This window comes from Herbaspirillum sp. CAH-3 (assembly GCF_009668275.1).
Classification (GTDB): domain Bacteria; phylum Pseudomonadota; class Gammaproteobacteria; order Burkholderiales; family Burkholderiaceae_D; genus Herbaspirillum; species Herbaspirillum aquaticum.
Genome location: NZ_VSWE01000003.1, coordinates 107,082 through 122,476, shown reverse-complemented (window position 1 = coordinate 122,476; position 15,395 = coordinate 107,082). Strand labels below are relative to the sequence as shown.

General features: G+C 65.4%; 11 protein-coding genes. 2 read left to right on the top strand and 9 right to left on the bottom strand.

Features of this window, described 5'->3' with window-relative positions; all coding sequences use genetic code 11:
- The 9 genes from kdpB to FYB76_RS04925 form a co-directional block, all read right to left on the bottom strand.
- Window positions 1-2,196: a potassium-transporting ATPase subunit KdpB gene (gene kdpB, locus FYB76_RS04965; protein ID WP_154132873.1), complete on the bottom strand. Its 2,196-nt coding sequence runs from the start codon at window positions 2,194-2,196 to the stop codon at window positions 1-3.
- 61 nt (window positions 2,197-2,257) lie between these two features.
- Window positions 2,258-4,039: a potassium-transporting ATPase subunit KdpA gene (kdpA, locus tag FYB76_RS04960; RefSeq protein ID WP_154132872.1), complete on the bottom strand. Its 1,782-nt coding sequence runs from the start codon at window positions 4,037-4,039 to the stop codon at window positions 2,258-2,260.
- A 1-nt stretch (window position 4,040) separates the two neighbouring features.
- Window positions 4,041-4,130 (bottom strand): K(+)-transporting ATPase subunit F, encoded by a 90-nt coding sequence (gene kdpF, locus FYB76_RS04955; RefSeq protein WP_088755657.1) that lies wholly within the window; start codon window positions 4,128-4,130, stop codon window positions 4,041-4,043.
- Between the two features lie 333 nt (window positions 4,131-4,463).
- Window positions 4,464-6,614 (bottom strand): diguanylate cyclase domain-containing protein, encoded by a 2,151-nt coding sequence (locus FYB76_RS04950; RefSeq protein WP_229296877.1) that lies wholly within the window; start codon window positions 6,612-6,614, stop codon window positions 4,464-4,466.
- Between the two features lie 338 nt (window positions 6,615-6,952).
- Window positions 6,953-8,536, bottom strand: a complete 1,584-nt coding sequence (locus tag FYB76_RS04945) for a gamma-glutamyltransferase family protein (protein ID WP_154132871.1) — start codon at window positions 8,534-8,536, stop codon at window positions 6,953-6,955.
- A gap of 71 nt (window positions 8,537-8,607) precedes the next feature.
- Window positions 8,608-9,021 carry an oxalurate catabolism protein HpxZ gene (gene hpxZ / locus FYB76_RS04940; protein WP_088755660.1) on the bottom strand — a complete coding sequence of 138 codons (414 nt, stop codon included), beginning with the start codon at window positions 9,019-9,021 and terminating at the stop codon, window positions 8,608-8,610.
- 25 nt (window positions 9,022-9,046) lie between these two features.
- Entirely contained in the window at window positions 9,047-11,626 is a 2,580-nt protein-coding gene (locus FYB76_RS04935) for a branched-chain amino acid ABC transporter ATP-binding protein/permease (RefSeq protein ID WP_154132870.1), read from the bottom strand.
- A complete protein-coding gene (locus FYB76_RS04930; RefSeq protein ID WP_088755662.1) occupies window positions 11,623-12,501 on the bottom strand; it encodes a branched-chain amino acid ABC transporter permease in 879 nt (292 codons plus the stop codon). Before FYB76_RS04930 ends, FYB76_RS04935 begins: the two co-directional genes overlap by 4 nt.
- A 68-nt stretch (window positions 12,502-12,569) precedes the next feature.
- A complete protein-coding gene (locus FYB76_RS04925; protein ID WP_088755663.1) occupies window positions 12,570-13,754 on the bottom strand; it encodes an ABC transporter substrate-binding protein in 1,185 nt (394 codons plus the stop codon).
- A gap of 210 nt (window positions 13,755-13,964) precedes the next feature.
- Between FYB76_RS04925 and FYB76_RS04920 the strand changes: the two genes are divergently transcribed.
- Window positions 13,965-14,417, top strand: coding sequence for a hypothetical protein (locus tag FYB76_RS04920; protein ID WP_088755664.1), 453 nt, complete (start codon window positions 13,965-13,967; stop codon window positions 14,415-14,417).
- Between the two features lie 9 nt (window positions 14,418-14,426).
- Window positions 14,427-15,395, top strand: a complete 969-nt coding sequence (locus FYB76_RS04915) for a polysaccharide deacetylase family protein (protein WP_187697681.1) — start codon at window positions 14,427-14,429, stop codon at window positions 15,393-15,395.

Genomic DNA, 15,395 nt, shown 5'->3' with positions numbered 1-15,395 from the left:
TCAGACCAGGCCGAAGGCGGTGAGCAGCAGGTCGATCAGCTTGATGCCCACGAACGGCACCACCAGGCCACCGACGCCATAGATCAGCAGGTTGCGGCGCAGGAGCACGGCCGCGCCCAGGGCGCGATAGCGCACGCCACGCAGGGCCAGCGGGATCAGTCCCACGATCACCAGCGCATTGAAGATCACCGCCGACATGATGGCCGAATCGGGACTGGACAGATGCATCACGTTGAGCGTGCCCAGCTGCGGATAGCTGGCCACGAACATGGCCGGAATGATGGCGAAGTACTTGGCCACGTCATTGGCGATGCTGAAGGTGGTGAGACTGCCGCGTGTCATCAGCATCTGCTTGCCGATCTCGACGATCTCGATCAGCTTGGTCGGATTGGAGTCGAGGTCGACCATGTTGCCGGCTTCCTTGGCCGCCTGGGTGCCGCTGTTCATGGCCACGGCCACGTCGGCCTGGGCCAGCGCCGGGGCGTCATTGGTGCCGTCGCCGGTCATGGCCACCAGCTTGCCTTCGGCCTGGTGCTGGCGGATCAGGGCCAGCTTCTGTTCCGGCGTGGCTTCGGCGAGGAAGTCATCGACCCCGGCTTCGGCGGCGATGGCCGCGGCCGTCAGGCGGTTGTCGCCGGTGATCATGACGGTCTTGATGCCCATGCGGCGCAGTTCGCCGAAGCGTTCCTTGATGCCGCCCTTGACGATGTCCTTCAACTCCACCGTACCGAGGATACGGATCGGTGCGCCCTGGTTGATCACGGCCGCCTCGTTGTTCCATTCGATCACCACCAGCGGCGTGCCGCCACGGCGGGCAATGGCTTCCACATCGCTTTCCACCTGGGCCGGCAGGCGCTGGTCGGCCGAACGCACCAGCTTGCGGATGGCGTCGGCTGCGCCCTTGCGGATGCGGCGCGTGCCGATGTCGATGCCCGAGACACGGGTCTGCGCCGAGAAGGGAATGAACTCCGCGCCCAGGTTGGCCATCTCGCGTTCGCGCAGGTTGAAACGGTTCTTGGCCAGCACCACGATGCTGCGGCCTTCCGGCGTTTCATCGGCCAGCGAGGCCAGTTGGGCGACGTCGGCCAATTCGCGCTCGGCCACGCCGGGAGCCGGCATGAAGGCGGCGGCCTGGCGGTTGCCCAGGGTGATGGTGCCGGTCTTGTCCAGCAGCAGTACGTCGACGTCACCGGCAGCTTCCACCGCACGGCCGGAGGTGGCAATCACGTTGGCCTGCATCATGCGGCTCATGCCGGCCACGCCGATGGCCGATAGCAGGCCGCCAATGGTGGTCGGGATGAGGCATACCAGCAGGGCGATCAACGCCGTCACCGTGACCGGCGAACCGGCACCGGCGGCGGTGACCGAGAAGATCGAGAACGGCAGCAAGGTCACCGTCACCAGCAGGAACACCAGCGTCAGCGCCACCAGCAGCAGGGTCAGCGCCAGTTCGTTGGGAGTCTTCTGGCGGCGGGCGCCTTCGACCATGGCGATCATGCGGTCCAGGAAGGCTTCGCCCGGATTGACCGACACACGCACCACGATCCAGTCCGACAGCACGCGCGTGCCGCCGGTGACGGCCGAGAAGTCGCCGCCGGATTCGCGGATCACCGGCGCCGATTCGCCGGTGATGGCGCTCTCGTCGACAGTGGCCACGCCTTCGATGACGTCACCATCGGCGGGCACCGTATCGCCTGCTTCGATGAGCACCAGGTCACCCTTGCGCAGGCTGCCGCCTTCGACGACTTCACGCTGGGCGGCGGCCGCAGCTACGCCGCCGCGTGTCTGGTCGCTGCTGCGCAGCTTCTTGGCCATCACGCTCTTCTTGACGCCGCGCAGGGCAGCGGCTTGCGCCTTGCTGCGGCCTTCGGCCAGCGCTTCGGCGAAGTTGGCAAAGAGCACCGTGAACCACAGCCAGGCAGCAATGGCGAAGATGAAGCCAGCCGGGGCCTCACCCTTGCCGGTGACGGCCTGGATGAACAGCAGCGTGGTCAGGATGCTGCCGAGGTAGACCACGAACATCACCGGATTGCGCCATTGCACGCGCGGCGACAGCTTGCGGAAGGAATCGGCCAGGGCCGGCTTGACGATCTTGGGATCGAACATCCAGCGCGCAGTCTGCGCGGCGGAAGGAAGGGCATCGGCCGGCACGGCTTGGGTGCTGGCAGCCGGAGTATTGCTGGAAGGGGTAGTCATAAGGGTATCCGTTGCGGGTTGCTCTGCCGGGCGCAGCGCCCGGCAGAATCCATCCAATCATTTACATCGCCATCATCTGCAGGTGCTCGACCACCGGTCCCAGCGCCAGCGCCGGCACATAGGTCAGGGCACCGACCAGGATCACCGCACCGATCAGCAGCGCCACGAACAGCGGGCCGTGCGTGGGCAGGGTGCCGGAGGTAGCGGCCAGGCGCTTCTTGCCGGCCAGCGAACCGGCCATGGCCAGCACCGGCACGATGATGCCGAAGCGGCCCAGCCAGGTGCAGAGGCCGGTGGTGATGTTGTAGTACGGCGTGTTGGCCGAGAGCCCGGCGAAGGCACTGCCGTTGTTGTTGGCGGCCGAACTGAAGGCGTAGAGGATTTCCGAGAAACCGTGCGCCCCCGGGTTGGCGATACCGGCCAGGCCCGCTTCGACCATCACCGAGATCGCCGTGAAGATGAGCACCAGCGCCGGGGTCATGAGGATGGCGATGGACATCATCTTCATGTCGAACACGCCGATCTTCTTGCCCAGGTATTCGGGCGTGCGGCCGATCATCAGGCCCGCGATGAACACCGCCAGCACCGCAAAGATCAGCATGCCGTACAGGCCCGAACCCACCCCGCCGAAGACCACTTCACCCAGCTGCATCTGCAGCATCGGCACCAGTCCACCCAGCGGCGAGAGCGAGTCATGCATGGCATTGACGGCACCGCAGGAGGCGGCCGTGGTGACGGAGGCGAACAGCGCCGAGGCCGGGATGCCGAAGCGGGTTTCCTTGCCTTCCATCATGCCGGGACCGGAAGCGTGCAGCGAGGCCAGCATCGGGTTGGGTTGCGACTCCGCAACCATCAACACCAGCGTCAACACCACGAACAGGAGTGTCATCGAGGCCAGGATGGCCCAGCCCTGGCGACGGTCGCCAACCAGCACACCGAAACTGGTACAGAGGGCGGCCGGGATGATGAGGATGGCCAGCATCTGCAGGAAGTTGGTCAGCGGCGTCGGGTTCTCATACGGGTGCGCCGAGTTGGCGTTGAAGAAGCCACCACCGTTGGTACCGATCATCTTGATGGCTTCCTGGGACGCCACCGGCCCCATGGGCAAGGTCTGCTTGTCGGTGCTTTGCGCTTCGGTCACCGGTTCGCCCTTTGCATCCTTCAGGGGCTGGCCTGCAGCATCCAGCTTGGGCACGGTGTAGTGGGTTACTTCCAGCGTCTTCACGTCCTGGTAGGAACGGAAGTTCTGGATACTGCCCTGCTGCACCAGCACCAGCGCGAACACCACCGACAGCGGCAGCAGCACGTAGAGCGTGCTGCGGGTCATGTCGACCCAGAAGTTGCCGATGCCCTTGCTGCTGTGGCGGGCAAAGCCGCGGATCAGGGCGAAGGCAATCGCGATCCCGGTGGCGGCCGAGAGGAAGTTCTGCACCGCCAGTGCAGCCATCTGGGTCAGGTAGCTCATGGTGGCTTCACCCGCATAGCCCTGCCAGTTGGTGTTGGTGACGAAACTGAGCGCCGTGTTGAAGGACGAATCCGGGCTGACGTTGGCCAGTGCGGCCGGGTTCAGCGGCAGCCATTGCTGCACGCGTTGCAGCAGGTAGACCACGATCAGGCCCAGGAAATTGAACAGCACGGCCGCGATGGCGTACTGCTTCCAGTCCATCTCGTGCTCGCGGCTGATGCCGCAGAGGCGATAGAAGACGCGCTCGACGCCGCCGAAGAGCCGGTTCACGCGCGACTTGCCTTCCATCACGCGGGCCATGTACCAGCCCAGCGGCAGGGAGAGCACCAGCAGGACGGCCAGGTAGAGGCCGAGCTGGAGATAATTGTTGCTGTCCATGTCAGAAATCCTCCGGCTTGATCAGGGCGTAGACCAGGTACAGCAGGAGGGCGATGGAGACCACCAGCCCCAGCAGGGTCATGAGGTTCATTTCTTCTCCCCTTCCTGCCGTTCCAGACGGCTGCACAGGGCGATGAAGCCCCACATCGAGAGGCCGCAGACGAGCAGCATGCCTATGTAGAGAAAATCCGTTTGCAACATTTCCCACTCCATTGTTGACGTTGTTGTTCGCTTCCAGGGACGGAAAACGAGACAGTCGAACGATAGGGAAAGCCGTATCAAATCCCGGTAAATGTTTGGCGCGGGAGCGTAAACAAACCGTAAATGAGACGGTGCGCCTCGTCAGCAATGACGCAGCGGCAGAGGAAGAAAAAAGGAAAGGAAAACGGAAAGGAAAAAGCCGGGCGGGATTGCGCCCGGCGGATCAGGCGTCGCCTGCGCGCCCCAGTTCAACGCGGTTCTTGCCCAGGCGCTTGGCGGCGTACATGGCCTTGTCGGCCATGGACAGCAGTTCCTCGGGGCCGACTTCGCCATCCAGGTTGGGCTGGTAGACGGCCACGCCGATACTGCTGGAGATGTTGACGGTGGAGTGCGTCAGCTGGAAGGGTTCGCGGATGGTCACCAGGATCTTCTCGGCCACCATCACGGCATCTTCCTGGGTCTGCAGGTTCTCCAGGATCACCACGAACTCGTCACCGGCCAGGCGCGCCACGGTATCGACATCGCGCACCGAACGCTGCAGGCGGCGCGCGAACTCGATGAGCAGCTCATCGCCTGCTTCGTGGCCATAGCGGTCATTGACCCCCTTGAAGCCGTCGATGTCCATGAAGAACAGGGCCAGCAACTGGTCGGCTCGGCGCGCCCGCATCATGCCTTCGGGCAGGCGGTCGCTGAAGGCACGGCGGTTGGGCAGGCTGGTCAGCACGTCGGTCAGGGCCAGTTCGCGCATCTGGTCGCGGAAGGCCAGGCGCTCGGTGATGTCGTGCAGGAAGGCGATGAACAGGTGGCCGCTCTGGCGCTTGACATGGCCTACCGTGATCTCGATGGGCAGCTCGTGGCCGTCGTGATGCAGGGCCTGCAGCTCGATGCGGTTGTTGATGACCACGCTGGTGCCATCCTTGAGGAACTGCGCCATGCCGCGATTGTGGGCGCCGCGCATGTCGGGCGGGATGATCAGTTCGGCCATGTCGCGGCCCATCACCTGGTCGCGCGGCCAGCCCAGCAGCAGCTCGGCCTGGCGGTTCCACTCGACCACGTGGCCGTGCTCGTCGGCGGCGATGAAGGCATCCTGGGCGTTTTCCAGGATGGCGCGCAGTTCGGCCGCGCTTTCTTCCAGCTGGATCTGGTTGGCCTGCTGCTGGTCCAGTGCTTCCTGCAGGGCGCTGGCGGTCTCGTGCAGGCGGCTGGTGCGCTCGGCCACGCGCTGCTCCAGGCTCTCGTTGAGGGAGCGCACTTCGCGCAGGTAGGTCTCTTCGCGCTCGACCATGTTGACCAGGGTCGAGGAGAGCAGCTGGATTTCGCGGTAGCTGTTGATCTGGGGGATAGGCACGTCGGGTCGGCCGGCCGCACGCAGTTCCAGTGCCGCCGACAAGGCATTGATGGGCCCCACCAGGCGCCGCGTGAGCAGGATGGCCAGCAGCACCAGGACCACGCCGGAGAGCGCACCCACCACGATGACGCGCTTTTCCAGGTCGCGGAAGGCTGCCAGGGCCACCGTCTCGGGCTGGCGCACGATCACGCTCCAGTGCAGCTTCATGCCGCCCTTGACGCCCGTGCGGGCGTAGCCGCTGACGTAGCGGCGGCCATCGGGTCCGGTCTCGATGAGCGAACCACCGTTGTCGGCCGCCTGCGCGGCGCGCACGCTGGGCGTGTCGAGCTTGGTCTCTTCCATGCCCTTGGGGCCGAGGATGACGGTGCCATCATCGCGCACGATGATGACCTCGACGTCATAACGATTGCCGGCCGGGTCCAGCAGCTTGGCGGCGATGTCGCGCGCCCACGACCAGGACAGGTGCAGGCCGACCACCCCGAGGTAATGGCCGTCCAGGTCATGCACCGGGGCCGACAGGTCGACGAAACGCCAGGGATTGGATTGCGGCGGGAGCTTCTGCGCCAGCAGCACGGCCGGATGGAAATCGGCAGCGTATTCGCCCTTGCTGCCTTCCTGGAACCAGGGACGCTGGGCTACGCTGGCGCCTTCGAGCAGGCCATTGGTGGCCACCATCACGGTGCCCTCCGGATTGGCCAGGCCGATCCAGGCGTAATGCGGCACATTGGCCTGCAGTTCGTTGAAGACCCGGCGCACCCGCGGCAAGTCGCGGCCGGCACGCACCGACGGCCGCTGCACCAGCAGGCGCAGGTCGATTTCGCGCTCCCGCATGCCGCGCTCCAGCGCGTCCTGCATCTGCCAGGCCAGCTGCTTCATGCGCGTTTCGCTTTCCGAACGCGCATAACCGCGGGTGAACTGATCCACCAGGATCAGTACCGACACGGTCGTGATGAGCACGGTAATGACCACCCCCAGCGTAATCAGTGAAGACAGATTGGGCGGGGATGGGGCTTTATTCTTGTTCAATTCAGACAAAATTGCGACGCGGCTTGATGCATGACGGCTCCCCTGTGAACCGCATAGGTTTACGGCATCTTGCCAGAACAGCTATGGTTTTTCATCGCATTTCCCGAAAAACTTCGAGAATTTTTTTCTACGGCAAAAAACTCACCAATCCTCGCGATTCAAACCCGAGACAAACGCGGTAAAAGAGCGCAATAAGCGTCATTTCCTGTCAAACGGGAAATGCAAAAAGACAACGGAGGGCGAGTCTTGGTGAGGATCTGCCCTGCGTCAAAGGTGACAGGCAAGCCGGCAGTGCCGGCTGCGCAGGGAAAGGCAATGCGGATTGGCAGGGCTGGTGCTCAGACGCCGGCACAAACGCCATCGGCACGCGGATCGGTAGCCCCTTCGATCAGGCCATCCGGATGCACGCACACGGCGCCGGCGTGACCCATCATGTCGGTGTAGTCCTCCACCACCTGCACTTCATGGCCGGCATTGCGCAAAGCCTCGATGGTGGCCGCCGGTACCCGACCTTCGACCTTCAGGTTGGTGGAAACATCGCCCCATGTGCGGCCCAGCAGCCAGCGCGGCGCACTGACAGCCGCCTGCAGGTTTTGCCCGAACAGCACATGACGCGTGAAGACCGCTGCCTGCGTCTGCGGCTGCCCTTCCCCGCCCATGGTGCCGTAGGCCAGGGTGCGGCCATCGTTGAGCCGTGCCAGCGAGGGGTTCAGCGTATGGAAGGGCAGCTTGCCCGGCTGCAGCTGGTTGGCACCGTCATCCAGCGTGAAGCTGGCGCCACGGTTCTGCCACACGATGCCGGTGTCGGGCACGACCACGCCGCTGCCGAACTCCCAGAAGATGCTCTGGATGTAGCTCACCACGCGGCCTTGCGCGTCGGCGGCACCCATCCAGATGGTGTCGCCAGGCTTGGCCGGATGCGGCCAGGGCGCGGCGCGCTGCATGTCGATCTGTTGGGCCTCCTGGTCCAGCGCCTCGGCCAGCAGCCAGTGCGCGGCATCCACGCTCATGTGGGCGGGATCGGTGACGTGCTGGTTGCGCAGGATGAAGGCGCGCTTGGTGGCCTCCACCAGGCCGTGGATGTGTTCGAAGCCTTCCGCCTGCGCGATGCCGAGCCGGTCGAACAGGCCGATGATCATCAGGGCCGAGACACCCTGTGTCGGCGGTGGCAGGTTGTAGACGCGGCCTGACGTTAACTGCACCATCAGCGGTTTGACCACCTGGGCGCGGAAGGCCTCCAGGTCGCCGCGGCGCAAGGGGCTGCCGGCCGCTTCCAGGCCTGCAGCAAGGCGTTGCGCGAGGTCGCCGCGATAGAAATCATCGAGTCCGGCCTCGGCCAGGCGCGACAGGCTCTCGGCCAGGGCTGACTGTTTCAGCACCTTGCCCTGGGCCGGGATGCCGTCGGCGGCATAGGTGGCGGCAAAGCCGGGCTGGTCTTTGAGCTCGCTCCATTTGTCGCGGGTGAGCTCATGTTGCGAGCGGGTGACGGGCACGCCGTTCTTTGCATGGCGGATGGCATCGGCCAGCAGCACCGGCAAGGGCAGCGCACGGCCGAAGCGGCGCGCATGGTCCAGCGCTGCTGCCCAGCCACCGACCGCACCGGCCACCGTCAGCGCCGCATGGGGCCCGCGCGTGGGCACGGCGCTGTGGCCGTGCTGCGCATAGAAATCCTTGGTCGCCAGCGCCGCCGAGGGACCGCAGGCGCGGATGGCCACCGGCTCCTGGCCGGGTTCGCTGATGACCCAGAAGCCATCGCCGCCGATGCCGTTCATGTGTGGATAGACCACGGCGATGGTAGCCGCGGCCGCGACCATCGCTTCGACCGCATTGCCACCCTCGCGCAGGATCTGCGCGCCCGCCTGCGCGGCCAGGTGATGGGGAGCGGTGACCATTCCGCCCAGACAGGTCTTGCTGTACAACATGGCTGACTCCTGATGTTCTTGTCGAGATGAAAAAACTGCTGCGAGGATGATACCTGCGGATGGCCAGGCTTTCAGGAGGCCGGCGCCTTGGGCGCATCCATCCATGAGACGTGCGCGGCCACGATGCGCCAGCCTTGCGGACAACGCAGCCAGGTATGGCTCTGGCGGCCGATGCGCGCCTCGCCCTCGCGGGTGAATTCGGTATCGGCCACGGCATAGTCCTGGCCATAGGTGGTGATGACGGTAGCACGCAGCTTGCGCATGAGGTTCTTCGGTGAACGTCCCTGGCGGAAGGCGCGGATGGCCTCGGTGCCCACCAGGTTCTCGGTGGCGCCGTAGCGCACCGTCTGGGGACTGTCCAGGAACAGTTCATCGAGCACCTCGACCTGGTTGGTGGTGAGGGCCACTTCGTAGCGTTCAAAAGCGCGGCGCACTTCGTCCACCACGTCGGGCAGGTTGATGGCGTAAGGCTGGGTCGATTCCATGTTCAATCCTTGCAGTGACCCGGCGTCAGTGCGCGCCGAGATAGGCCTTGGCCAGCGCATCATTGGCAGCGATCTCGGCCGCCGTGCCTTGCGCCACCACGCGTCCCGCTTCGATGACGTAGGCGCGGTCGGCCAGCGACAGGGCCAATGCGGCCATCTGGTCGACCAGCACGATGGTCATGTTTTCGCGGCGCAGTTGATCGAGGGCGGCAAACAATTCGGCGATCACCTTGGGGGCCAGGCCCAGCGATGGCTCGTCCAGCAACAGCACGCGCGGACGCGACATCAGGCCGCGCGCGATGGCCAGCATCTGCTGCTCGCCACCGGAGAGCAGCCCGGCACGGTGATGCAGGCGCTCGCGCAAGCGCGGGAAACGGCCCAGCATCTCTTCCACGCGGGCCTCCACATCCTGCGGATAGAGGAAAGCACCGAGTCGGATATTGTCCAGCACCGACAACTCCGGAAACACCTGCCGCCCTTCCGGCACCAGCACCACGCCCTGGCGCACGATCTGTTCGGCGCGCAGGTGCATCAGGTTCACGCCACCGGCGTGGATACCGCCTTGGACAGGCCGATGCAGCCCGGCCAGCGACCGCATCAGGGTGGACTTGCCGGCGCCGTTGGCGCCCAGCAGCGCAATCATCTCGCCTTGCCGCACCTGCAGGTTGATGCCATGCAGGACCGGTTCGGCACCATAGCCGGTGACCAGCTCACCCACGCCCAGCAATTCGTCGGCGCCGCTGACGGCAGCGCGCACGGCCGCCACGGCCTGCTGCGTGCCCTCGCCGAGATAAGCCTTGCGCACCGCCGGATCGTTCTGCACTTCCTGCGGTGTGCCGATGGCCAGTCGCTGGCCGGCATCGAGCACGACGATGCGGCGCGAGATCTGCATGACCAGTTCCATGTCGTGCTCGACCACCACCACACTGATGCCGGCATCGGCGATCCTGGTCAGCAGCTGCGCGAGCATGGTCTTGTCTTCGCGCGAGAGGCCGGCGGCAGGTTCGTCGAGTAGCAGCACATCGGGATCGGCCGCCAGCGCGCGAGCGATTTCCACCAGGCGGCGATCGACGTGGGCCAGGTCGGCGCTGGGGATATCGAGCGCACCGCGATAGCCGCAGAAGTCGAGCAGGTGGCGGCAACGCGCACGCACCTCGCCGGAGACGAAGCCCCGCGCCGAGAGCAGGCCACCCAGGCGGCCGCGGCCGCAGGCCAGCGCCACGTTGTCGGCCACCGTGAGGCTGCCGAACAATTGCGAGGTCTGGTAGGTACGCGCCACGCCGTGGCGCGCGATGCGGAAGGCGGCCAGCCCTGCCAGCGGCGTCTGGCCCAACATGAACTGGCCGGCGCTGGGACGATAGAAACCGGAGAGCATGTTCAGCGCCGTGGTCTTGCCCGCGCCATTGGGACCGATGAGACTGGTGACCGCGCCGCCCGGGACCTCGAAACCTAAATCGCTGACGGCCCGCACGCCACCGAACACCATGGTCAGGCCGTCGGCGGCGAGCGTGTGGCGTGCGCGCACCGGCAGCGCGACTTCTTCCGCATCCTCTTGCAGGGCGGCATCGGGGACGCTATCGACCGGCTTGCGCAGGCGTGACGCCAGCTTGCCTGCCAGGCCGGTCACGCCATCGGGGGCCACCCACAGCACCAGCAGCAGCAAGGCACCGAAGAAGAGAAGGCGATAGTCCTCCAGGCTGGAGAGCAGTTCCGGCAAGGCCCCCACGATCACGGCGCCGATCACCGGACCGAGGATGGAGCCCGAGCCCCCCAGCACCACCACCAGCACGAACAGGATGGACTGCATGAAGCTGAAGGTATCCGGTGTGACGAAGGTGGAGAGCGGCGCGAAGAGACCACCCGCGAGACCGGCCAGCGCCGCCGAGAGCGCGAAGGCCACGGTCTTGATGACCAGCGGATTCAAGCCAATGGATTCGGCGGCCGTCTCGCTGTCGCGCACCGCACGCATGGCTGCGCCCCAGCTGCCGCGCGAGAGCCAGCAGTAGGCGGCCAGCACGACGGCGGCCGTGATCAGCCCCAGCACCGCGATCGCACGCTCCGCCTGCAAACCCAGGAAGGCAGGTGCCGCCAGGCCCATGATGCCGTTCTGGCCGCCGGTCAGGTCGCGCAGTTCGATGATGGCGTGCTGGATGATGAAGCTGAAGGCAATCGTGATCATCGCCAGGTACGGCCCCTTCACCCGCAGCGCCGGCAAGGCCAGCAGCACCCCCAGCGCACCGGCCACCACGGCCGCCAGCGGCCAGGCCAGCCAGAATGAGAGTTGCGCCTTGGTGGTGAGGATGGCCACCGTGTAGGCACCGACGGCGTAGAAGCCGACATGGCCGAAGGAGACCTGGCCGGTCAGCCCGATGAGCACATTGAGCCCGATGCCGACGATGGCCACCAGCGCGATGCCGGCCAGCACGAAGACATAATAGCTGTTGATCGACAGGGCCAGCGTCATGGCCGCGATCAGGCCCACGGCAGAAAACGCCAGCGCAGCGGGGGTGCCCAGGCCGAGCTTGATCTTGTCTGCCGCGGGGGCCACTGCGGGCCGCGCCGCCGCCTGCAGGCTGCGGGCGATGGAATGGGGTAAACGATTCATACCTTTTTCACCTGTGCGCGGCCGAACAGGCCGTTGGGACGAATGGCCAGCACCGCGATCACCAGCGCGAAGGTGATGATCTGGGTGTAGCCGGAACCGAGCGTGGCCGTGATGAGCGCCTCGGCCATGCCGAACAGCAGGCCCGCGATCATCACGCCCCAGGCGCTGGTGATGCCGCCGAGGATGGCCACCGCAAAGGCCTTGAGGCCAAACAGCGTGCCCATGTCGGCATTGACGTTGAAGAGCGGCGCAATGAGCACGCCGGCCACACCGGCCAGCAGCGTCGAGAGCGCGAAGGCCACCGCGATGGCGCGCGTGATGGGGATGCCCATCAGGCGCGCCGCATCACGGTTCTGCACCACCGCCAGCAGGGCCGTGCCCCAGCGCGTGCGGCGCGAGATCGTGTGCAAGAGCGCGGCCAGCGCCAGGCCGATGGCCGGGATCAGCAAGTGCAGCGGATACACGCCCAGGCCCATGCCGCCCAGTTCGATGGAGGACTGCGCCAGCGGCGAAGGCAGGCTGCGCGGCTCCTTGCCGAAGGTATGCATGACCAGGTTGTCCAGCACGATGCCCAGCGCCACGGTGGACATCAGCCAGGCATTGGAGCCCTGGCGCGCGAAGGGGCGCACGGCCAGCACCTCCACCAGCATGCCGTAGAGCGCGCAGGCGGCCAGCGCCAGCACGATGGCCAGCCACATCGGCCAACCCAGCGTCTGGGCGAAGGTGAAGCACAGCACGGCGCCCAGCATCATGGAGCTGCCCTGTGCAAAATTGACGGTGCCGGAGACGGCATACGTCATGTAAAAACCCAGCGCCATCAGACCGTACATGCTGCCCAGTCCGAATCCGCTGATCAGTGCCGACAACAGCAGCATCGCGTTCTCCTGGCGCCACCCTGCCCGCTCATGCAGGCAGCGGCGGCGCATCGTCTTTGCAAAAGGTATTACTGGGTCAGGCCAACCGGCAGGATGCGGTTGTCGATGAATTGCGCCCAGACGTAGTCATCGGCTTGCAGGGCATCATGCACGGTCGGGCTGAAGGGCTTGACGTAGGTCTTGATGAGGCCTTCATAGCGGTCGATCTTGTAGAAGCCCTCGCGCACCGCATCGCCATTGGTGGAGCCGGCCTTGGCGATGGCCAGTGCGGCCAGCTGCATGCCGTCATAGGCATTGGCCACGCCCACGGCCGGGGTGATGTCATCCGGCCCCTTGATGGCGGGATACTTGGCCTTCAGTTCGGCCACCACCTTCTCGCCCACCGGCGAGAGCTTGCCGAAGAAGCTGAAGGTCTGGATGAAGTGCACGTTCTTCGCATTCGGACCGGCCAGCTCGGTGAAGCGCCCACCCGCCGGGCCCCAGTGCGAGACCACCGGCACCTTCCAGCCCATGCGGTCGAGCGACTTGACCACCTGGGCCGAGGGACCGACGTTGCCCACCAGGTACAACGTATCGGCACCGGCCGCCTTCAGGCGGCTCAATTGCGGCACCACGTCGACGTCGCTGGCTTCGAATTTCTCGACACCGGCCGGCTTCAAGCCCTTCTCGGCGAGCGCGGCGACGATACCTTTTTCATTGGATTCGCCCCAGGGGTTGTTGACCAGGATCAGGCCGGCCTTGCTGCTCTTGAAGGTCTTCTGGGCGTAGTTGAGCATGGCCTTGTCCACCAGTTCATCCACCGCCGAGACGCGGAAAGCGTAGTTGGGATTGGCGCCATTCTTGGTCACGCCGGTGCCGGCCGCCCAGGGACCGACGAAGGGCACTTTCTCCTGGTTGATGATGGGCACGATGGCCATCGAGACCGGCGTATCCAGGCCACCGAAGAGCACGGCCACCTTTTCCTTGAAGATCAGTTCGCGTGCGGCCACCACGCCCTTGGCCGGGTTGCCTTCGTCATCGCGGCGCACCAGCTCCAGCTTGCGCCCGCCCAGCAGGCCGCCCTTGGCGTTGATCTCGTCGATGGCAATGCTCATGCCGCGCGTCAAGGCTTCGCCGGCCTGCGCCGACTGGCCGGAGAGGGCCGTGACCAGGCCGATCTTGATGGGGTCGGCGGCCATTGCCAGCGGCGACATGGCGGCGGCGAGGGTGGCAGCTGCGGCGGCGATGAGGGTACGGCGGGTCAGGCGAATCATGGTGTTGCCTCCAAAGGTTTGCGAGAAGTGAGTGTGGCTTTGCCCGGCATGACTTATGCAAGGGCTATGCCAAGCGCAGCAGCAAGGCTTAATTTTTGCCGACAATATCTCTCTAATAGTGGCGGCATTAAATACCTCATATTGCTGCTGATCGGATATTTAACTTGCATTCAATAATGCACAATACTTGTGCAAACCATGGAGAAAATGATGCACGCCGCACCATCATCAATCACCCCGCAGGGTGCAGCCCTGCCTCCCCTGCCCTATGATCCGGCCGCCCTGGTGGACGAATACCTGCGCGTGCTGATGATTCCCGACCCGGTGGCCGCGCGCCGCTTCGTCTCGCCGGAGCTGAAGATCCGCTTTACCGGCGGCCGGGAAATGATCGACCCGGCACAGTGCGCGGCCTTCAATGCCACCCGCTATGGCTGGGTCAAGAAGCGTTTCGAGGGGACCGAAGTGGTGGCCGGTGCCACGGTCGAACAGGCCATCGTCTACAACCGTGGCACTCTGTATGGCGTGTGGCCCGACGGCGAGGCCTTCGAAGGCAATCGCTACGTGGACCGCTACGTGATCCGCCACGGCCTGATCGTGCAGATGGATGTGTGGAACGACAGTGCCGAACGCCTGCTGGTGCGCGCCGGCCTGGCCGAGCTGTAAGGAGGCCGCATGCAAGCGACGATCCTGCCGCCCAATGCCGAGGAGGCGCTGGGCCATGATGATGGACGCAACCCCTATGGGGTGCTGCGCTCGCATGGCCGCTTCGGCTATTCGCCCATCCATCGCCGACCCGATTACTGCTGGCCCAACGGCGCCAGGCTGGCGGTGTACCTGGGCTTCAACATCGAGCACTTCGCCTTCGGGGAGGGCCTGGGGGCCAAGCTGGGACCGGTCTGTCCGGAGCCGGATGTGCTCAATTACGCGTGGCGGGAATATGGCAACCGCGTCGGTGCCTGGCGCTGCCTGGAATTGTTCGAGCAACTCGGCCTGCCGGCCGGCGTGCTCATCAATACCGCGCTCTACGATCATTGCCCGGAGCTGGTGGAAGCGTTCGCCGCGCGCGGCGATGAACTGATCGGCCATGGCCACACCAATGCGCACCAGCAAGGCACGCTCGATGAGGAGGCCGAAGCCGCCCTGCTGCGCCACTGCCGCAGCCGCATCCAGGCCGAGAGCGGCGTGCAGGCCACGGGCTGGCTCTCGCCCTGGATTTCGGAGAGCCTGGTCACGCCCGACCTGCTGCAGGAAACCGGCTATCGCTACAACCTCAACTGGGCCCATGACGACCAGCCGGTGCGCATGCGCACCCGTACCGGCGAGACGCTGTGGTCGATTCCCTATCCGCAGGAATTGAACGACATCCCCATGATCGTGGCGCGCCAGATGGATGGCCGCGACTTCGCCCGCATGATCGTGGACAACTTCGACGAGATGCGCGAACAGGCGCTGCGCCAGCCACTGGTGATGGGCATTGCCCTGCATCCCTACCTGGTCGGCCAGCCCTATCGCCTGCGCCACCTGCGCACCGCCCTGCAGCACCTGGCGGCGGCACGCGATCGCGGCGAAATCTGGTTCACCACACCCGGCGCCATCTGCGACCACGTGGACAGCCTCGAACAATTACGCCAGCCATTCTGA